Genomic DNA, 7,412 nt, shown 5'->3' on the forward strand with positions numbered 1-7,412 from the left:
TTTCGTACTATAAACGGCAGGTTAAATTTTTTTGCAAAAAGAGCCCAGTTTTTTACTAAATGTATACTTTTTTAAAATGGATTAAGAAATTATTGCTATAGTAATACTATAATTATGTAAATATTAGGTATTAGATGCAGCCATATCTTTTGCGAAATAATGTAAAAATAGCCCCTTTTAAAACCACAGAAATAGAGCCCTATGGGGCTTTTGCGAATACGACAGCTCCGGGTAAATATCCTATTCGTCAAACCATCAATATTGATGGTAAATCTACTACAATCAATTGGCCTTCCTCGGAACATGCTTTTCATGCTCAAAAGATACTTCATTTGAAGGAAAAATTAGGAGCAACGCATCCGGCCCAACAAACGCTCACCAAAATGCTCTATGAAATCGCAGCAACTAACAAAGAATATTTACCCCGTGAAAATTATGATCCTTTAGTCAACAAATATATACCTGAATTAAATCAAAAGGGTTTATCTCTTACTGATAAAAAAAGTTTTGATGCGTTATGTGATGCTGACTATCATGCTCAATATAACCCCCAGGGTGGCAGAGAGACTAGTAATTTTATGCGCAAGGTTGTTCAGCTTAAATTAGAGCAACATCCCAATTTACGCGCAACCGCCATGGCTTGTGCTAGAGAAGGAATTATGCCTGTGGAAGTTAGTCGTTTCGATGTAAATTGGGCGTCTGGTCCTAATGGCAAAGGAGAAAATCTACTTGGAATTATAATATTAGAGGAGGGGAATAAACTGCTTCGCCAAGCAGGAGAACAGCCTGCTATCCCTAATCCTTCTCAGGCTTATCATCAAATTAAACAGAATCAAGATTTATCGCATGATGCTTTAGTAGGTGTCTTAAAACCTCAAAAAAACACCTGGGTTATACCTTCAAAATTCAATTCGCCTCAAGCTCCAAATACGTTTAACAAATGGGATAAACTTAATGCAAGAGCGGCTCAGTCCAATCCAGATTTTATCCTTTTTAAACCTGAGGCAGCCATTAATCAAATGTTGTCTAAAAATGAAATTGAAAAGGCTTTAAAAAAAGGGACTATTCCATTCATGTCTGATAATCAATCCATTCTCGATCGGTATCTTCGTAGCCAAAATAACGGATATAAACAAGATGCGGCTGATATCGTTGGCCAATATTCAGTTAAGGGTGTTATGGGCAATATTAATATCCCAGTAAACATACAAGCTGTAGATAATACACGAGCAAATATTTCTGGTCATGATAGCCATGCTATTGCGGTTAAATTCAACTCGCAACAAGAGGCGCAGTTATTTTGCGAAAAATTATTTAAAGAACATGGGATTTATAGCCATACTCACGGCGCAGGTGTGATGAAAACACCGCAAAATGGTGCTGTTTTTTTAACCAAAAAGGATATAGAAAAAATTTCACATCTGACCCACTTATCTAAACAAGCAGGGACTGGTGAACTCGCTTATCAAACCTTAGTTAATACGTTTGAAAACAGTAAATTAAATAAAAATGAACCTGATAAATCTCATCATTCAAACGCTAGTTTTAGCCCTTAGAGTTTTTGCTTTGGCTTGACTTAAATACTCTATATTTACGGCAGGAAAGCCTATTTTACCTATCGATCTTAATCAGGATGGTTTAGTTGATGATATGAAGAAACGCTTACAAAGCCACTGATAGTCTAATAGAATTCATTAAAAAGTTCGCTTTCTAATCTTTACTGGAGCATCAGTCTTTTTAATAATCTCATCTGCTTTTAATAAACTAGAGTAATTAAGCTTAATTTAAAAATCAAGGTCTATAATTAGATTAAATTATGACCATAGCTGCCAGGTAATATTTGTCTCGCACACGCAGAAAATCATGTAATAAATGTGGAATTCACTGAGGGAAAATGGTTTGTTTATGATTCTAATTACTCACATGAATCGCCTGAAACGATAACTAAATCTTTTGATACAGCCGAAGCGTGTATGGACCACTTGCTCTGGCTATTGCAAAAGCTTTAACCATAAAAAGTGACCAACATTGGAATCCCTTGCATATGATGGCTGCACAGCCAGCTCCCTCAATAGAGTCTTTATTAAATTTGGCCAAGGTTAATAGTGATGTTGATAAAGCAGAATTTTATGCTCTTTTAAAATCATACGAAATTAATCATTTGGCCGAGGCTAAATTACACTAGGTACCCCGGCTTTGCACAATTTCCCTAGTATGCTTAACTATTTTCCAAAGCTCTGCTGGCGCTCATTAAATGAAGCAAAGGCTTTCATTAATTCATGCTCATCAAAGTCTGGCCAGAAAACAGGAGTAAAATAAATTTCTGAATATGCAATTTGCCATAATAAGAAATTACTTAGCCTAATTTCTCCTCCAGTTCTGATGACAAGTTCTGGGTCTGGTACTTTCTGAGTCGTTAAAAACTTGGCGAAGGTAGACTCATCAATATCTTCAATATTAATCTTATGATTAACCACTTGCTGGGCGAGTTGTTTAGCTGCATTAACAATATCCCATTTTCCACCATAATCTAAGGCAATCAACAAATTTAATTGCGTGTTGTTCGCCGTTTTTTGTTCAACTTCAGTCAATAAGGCAAGCAATTTTTCATCTAAGTTGGCTTTGGAGCCAATTAGTTGTATCTTAATACCCTGGCTATGAAAACGATCAACATGATGCGCTAAATAATAGATCATAAATTTAATAAGGTGTGAGGATTGTTTTTTTTGTGTTCTTTTCCAGTTTTCTGTACTGAAGGCAAACAAAGTAAGATACTGAATATTCAAATCAAGACAATTACAAAGTATTTTCCATGCTGTTTTAGCGCCAATAACATAACCGGTAATAGCTGGTAAATAACGTTTTTTAGCCCAGCGTCTATTTCCATCCATAATTATGGCTAAATGAGAAGGGTAGTTCATTACATTAACTCTCCAAGAGTTTTATAGTCTCAGTGTAGCTCATGAATTTCCTACTAACATTCTTGAGGCTCAAGATAGTATCCAATACTGATAAGGACACGATTTAGCCCATACTTCAAACAGGTGGCTTTTAAAATATAGCTTTCCTTTATTTTAATCCTATACTTTTTGTTCGCGTACCCATCGTATAGCCTCTCTGGCATCACTCTCAGTAATTCTCTTTTGCACTGTTAAACGTTGCTCCAAAAATTGTCGGATGAAAGGAAGTTCTTTTGTAGTTGCTCCTACAGAAATAGCAAGGTTACTAATATGCAGACGCATGTGGCCTTTGATAATTCCTTCGGAAACGAGTGCTCTTAAAGCCCCTAAATTTTGTACAATTCCTACTGCAGCAATAACTCTTGCTAATTCCGTAGCAGAGTGTACTTTCATGATTTTTAAGCATATACGTGCAATAGGGTGTAATTTGGTCACTCCTCCTACAATACCAACTTGAATCGGGGCTTCTAAAATTCCATGCAAATCATTATTGTGCATTTGCCAATGAGTAATTGAGGAATAAGATCCATTACGCGTTGCATAAGCATGCATACTTGATTCAACTGCGCGCCAATCATTACCTGTTGCAATTAAAACAGGATCAATGCCATTCATCACACCTTTATTATTGGTAACCGCACGGTAGGGGTCTAGTTGAGCAAATAAAGATGCCTCTACTATTTTTTCTCCTAATTCTTGATCTATGTTATGAATAATAACTTTGGCCCTAGTAATTTTTGTATCTGCTAAATTAGATAAAATACATAATCCTATTTTTTCACCTGTTAATTGTTCGATGTCAGGTTTTAAATACTCACAGGTTTGATTAATAATATTAGCGCCCATTGCATCTTGACAATCGATATGAAGATGAATAACAGCCATGCTTTGCCCATCTCCCCTGTCTAGTTTGCGAACGATAATTTCTTTGAGCCCTCCACCTCTGGCAACTAAAGAACGTAAAATACCTGTATTAACATTATCAATTAATTTATTTTTATGTTTTTCAATGATCTGAAATAACAACTCAAAGTTATTCGTTTTAGGAATTTGGATTTGGCCTATGCCACAACAACCTATTTGCTCTGTACTTATTGAGCCACTTTGATTAATCCATTTAGCAGTCTTACTTGCTGTAGCAATAACGGAGCTCTCTTCTATGACCATGGGAATAATGTATGGGTGATTATCAATAATAAAATTGAAAGCTAAGCCTAGTGGCAGAGGATAACAACCAATAGTATTTTCAATTAATAGAGAGGCTAGATGATGATCTAACGATGTTTCTTTTCTCAATAATTTTAAATCATTTGCAGTACAAATACCTAAATTGATTAAACTATTTTGTTGTTCACTATCTGTTAATTTATAAAACTGCGCAGGAAAAATTACTAAATCTTCTAAAGCCATATGTATCCTTATCCAATATTATTAATCAATAGTTTTGCCTAAGTAATTCATATTCAAGAGAATTAATTTTTTGTCTTGCGAGGAGCATTTTCTCAACTTCAGCAACCCAGTATGGGGAACTAACTTGAGGACCTGCAGTCAGTGTTAATAACTCTGCGCCATACCCTGAGCCATAGGAGAATGCAGATAGTTTTTGTTTAGGTTTTAAATGAGCAAGCGCTTTGGCTACCGCTATCCAAAGGCTGGCGGTATAACAATTACCAGTTAATTGGTTCCAAACCATCGTAGGTTCTATTTTTTCTTTAAGATAGTCCTCAATTTTTTCATCAGTCCAGCCTTGATGTTGGAAAAAATGAAAAACTGCTTTTCTAACCATTTTAGGAAAAGGAACATGAAAACAATGGGCACTAAACTCAAGCTCTAATGCATTGATACCAATATCCTTAATTAAAAGATTATAACAATTTAAGACAGCTTCTTTATAACACTCTAAACTATATTCTCCGTTCACCTCAGGGAATTTTTTATTAAGAGGTCTCCAGAAATCAAAAACTGGCCTACTCCATGGATAAGATAGTGCGTTGATTCCAGCAATTTGCGGATCTTTATCAATGATAAATGCTACAGCGCCAGCTCCTTGAGTTGGTTCTGCACCACTTTGTGGTTCGTAAAGAGAGATGTCTGCAGCAATAACTAAAGCGGCTTTATTACCGCCTGCTCCTGACAGTTTCCATTCCACCGCTTGCTTGATGGCCAAGGTTCCACCGTAGCATGCATGCTTTACCTCATAAGAGCGAATCATACCGCTTAGGTTTAACTTTTCAGCAACCCAAGCACTGACTGGTCGGCTCATATCTAAACCACTCTCTGTACCTACAACTACCATTCCAATATCATCGATCGATTTAGGCCAATAAGCCAAGGCCTTTTGAGCTGCATTTGCAGCTAAATCGGCAATATTTTCATATTGGGAACATAATGAAAACTCCCTACACCCTAAGCCAAGAGTAAATTTTTCTGGAGCAGTGTTACGTAATTTAGCCAATTCTGTAACATCCATTGCCAAAGAGGGAAAGTGTAAACCAACAGCGGTGATACCTATATTTTCATTCGACATAATAGACTCTTATTAATGAACCTCCCTGTTGTTCATTATTTAGAATGTGCACTAAAATAATTCCAATATATCAAATATAGACCATATTATATTTATTTAAAGCGGAAAAAGTTGATTTATTCTAGTTGTTTGATGGCTGTTAGTATTTGGCCAGGCTCACTGATTGTAAAATTTGGTATTACTTCTTGATTTTGTATAAAATCATTAGCTCCCCAAGTTACAGCAATGGAAATAATATCAAGTTTATTAGCTACTCTAATGTCTTTATACTCATCCGAAACAAGGAAAGCACGCTGATAATCTTTATTTTTTTTTAAATATTTTTTTATAAAATATGTTTTATTAAAACCCCTATAAGTCGAGATGATTTTTTCAATATGATTGATTTTATTAGCAATTAATATCTTTTGAATATTGTTTTTAGTATTTGAAGAAACAATATATATTAAGAAATTTCTTTTATGTATTTCATTAATTATATCGATAATCCCTGGCACTATTTTTATCAAATAAGGATCTTTAAATAATTGTTTTTTTATTTTTTTAGCGATAATAAAAGTCTCTAATAAATTAAGGCCTAATTTTTTTCTTACTTCGTTGAATGAATTATTTCTCAATTTTTGATAGTCGTTTATAGCAATTATTGGCTTATTATTTTTATTTGCAAACTCATTATAGAGGTGGAAATATTGTTTCATTGTGTCTACTATTGTTCCATCAAAGTCAAAAAAAATGATATTATTTGGGTTAGAATTTTTACTCATCAAGTTACTCAGTCTAAGAATACTTAAGTATCAAAAGTATAGATTATTTAATTTCAGTATCGTTTTACTCTCAGTGAAATAAAAGCTTCTTTTGTACAAATTACCTAGTGATTTCGGCTGATAGTAAATGAGATTAATTCCCTCAATTGTGCCGAATTAAATTCAAAATTATCAATATATTCCATTGCCCTTGCTAAATATTGAGCTTCACATAATTGCGTTTGTTGCATCCCAATCAGAGAGGGATATATTGGTTTATTATTAATTAAATCAATAGCATTTGTTTTACCCAAAATCTTTGAATCAGATTCAATGCCGATAATATCGTCATGGATTTGATATGCAATGCCAATGACATTACCAAGTTCATTAAGCTTATTTAGAAAGCTTGGATCATCATAATTTGCAGCTAATGCTGCAAGCTGCATCGATGCAACTAATAAACAACCGGTCTTCAGTTGATATACAGTATTTAGTTCATTGATCGTTACTTTTTTATTAATGCTTTTTAAATCTAATTCTTCACCGGCAGCCAACCCATAAGAGCCAATGGATTTTGCTAGTATGTGAATCATTTTCAGTTTATTTTCTATTTTGATATTAGTTTGGTAATCTTGAAAAGCAAGTAACTCAAAAGCAAGGCTCTGTAGGGCATCTCCCGCAAGAATGGCTGTGGCAGATCCAAACACTTTGTGGCATGTGGGGCTACCCCGTCTTAAATCATCATTATCTAGATCAGGTAAATCATCATGAATTAGGGTAAATGCGTGAATCATTTCAATACAACAAGCAACCCTGTCTAGGGTTAATGCATCAGCACCTAAATTATCGCCTAAGCTATAGATAAAGCTTGCACGCAAGCGCTTTCCTCCATTAAGTACGGCATAACACATGGCTTCATGTAGTAATTCGGGTTCATCTTTAGGATTAGGTAAATATAGTTTTAATGCATTATTCACTCTAATTTGACACTGCCTTATATACGCCAAAATATCCATAAAAGCTCCTCTTAACAATAGGAGTATAGAGGATAATAAATTTTACCGCCTAGATTTTACAAATATGGCAGTTTAGATGCGTAATAATGAGATTTAAAACAATTAAATTTTTTGGCCAAAAGAGAAAAAACATTGAAAATAGCTTAAATTAATCTGATAACAT

Annotated in this window: 6 protein-coding genes; 1 reads left to right on the forward strand and 5 read right to left on the reverse strand. The window is 34.6% G+C overall.

The annotated features are described in order from the left end of the window. Nucleotides 1-134 precede the first annotated feature (134 nt). Nucleotides 135-1,556, forward strand: coding sequence for an NADAR family protein (locus DYE47_RS14850; protein ID WP_115304226.1), 1,422 nt, complete (start codon nt 135-137; stop codon nt 1,554-1,556). Between the two features lie 666 nt (nt 1,557-2,222). On the opposite strand, the gene uppS is transcribed toward DYE47_RS14850, so the two are convergent. From uppS to DYE47_RS14880, 5 genes are all read right to left on the reverse strand, one after another. After that, nucleotides 2,223-2,921, reverse strand: coding sequence for a polyprenyl diphosphate synthase (gene uppS, locus DYE47_RS14860; RefSeq protein ID WP_115304228.1), 699 nt, complete (start codon nt 2,919-2,921; stop codon nt 2,223-2,225). 159 nt (nt 2,922-3,080) lie between these two features. After that, nucleotides 3,081-4,370, reverse strand: coding sequence for a hydroxymethylglutaryl-CoA reductase, degradative (locus DYE47_RS14865; RefSeq protein ID WP_115304229.1), 1,290 nt, complete (start codon nt 4,368-4,370; stop codon nt 3,081-3,083). 25 nt (nt 4,371-4,395) lie between these two features. After that, nucleotides 4,396-5,487: a hydroxymethylglutaryl-CoA synthase family protein gene (locus DYE47_RS14870; RefSeq protein WP_115304230.1), complete on the reverse strand. Its 1,092-nt coding sequence runs from the start codon at nt 5,485-5,487 to the stop codon at nt 4,396-4,398. Nucleotides 5,488-5,603: 116 nt separating this feature from the next. Continuing rightward, nucleotides 5,604-6,251 carry an HAD hydrolase-like protein gene (locus tag DYE47_RS14875; protein WP_115304231.1) on the reverse strand — a complete coding sequence of 216 codons (648 nt, stop codon included), beginning with the start codon at nt 6,249-6,251 and terminating at the stop codon, nt 5,604-5,606. Between the two features lie 104 nt (nt 6,252-6,355). Further along, a complete protein-coding gene (locus DYE47_RS14880; RefSeq protein WP_115304232.1) occupies nt 6,356-7,249 on the reverse strand; it encodes a polyprenyl synthetase family protein in 894 nt (297 codons plus the stop codon). Nucleotides 7,250-7,412 lie beyond the last annotated feature (163 nt).

It is taken from the genome of Legionella beliardensis (genome assembly GCF_900452395.1).
GTDB lineage: Bacteria > Pseudomonadota > Gammaproteobacteria > Legionellales > Legionellaceae > Legionella_C > Legionella_C beliardensis.

Bases quoted from the DNA above. Each gene is read 5' to 3' on its own strand.
- DYE47_RS14850 (WP_115304226.1), top strand. From the start codon at position 135: ATGCAGCCATATCTTTTGCGAAATAATGTAAAAATAGCCCCTTTTAAA.
- uppS (WP_115304228.1), bottom strand. From the start codon at position 2,921: ATGAACTACCCTTCTCATTTAGCCATAATTATGGATGGAAATAGACGC.
- DYE47_RS14865 (WP_115304229.1), bottom strand. From the start codon at position 4,370: ATGGCTTTAGAAGATTTAGTAATTTTTCCTGCGCAGTTTTATAAATTA.
- DYE47_RS14870 (WP_115304230.1), bottom strand. From the start codon at position 5,487: ATGTCGAATGAAAATATAGGTATCACCGCTGTTGGTTTACACTTTCCC.
- DYE47_RS14875 (WP_115304231.1), bottom strand. From the start codon at position 6,251: ATGAGTAAAAATTCTAACCCAAATAATATCATTTTTTTTGACTTTGAT.
- DYE47_RS14880 (WP_115304232.1), bottom strand. From the start codon at position 7,249: ATGGATATTTTGGCGTATATAAGGCAGTGTCAAATTAGAGTGAATAAT.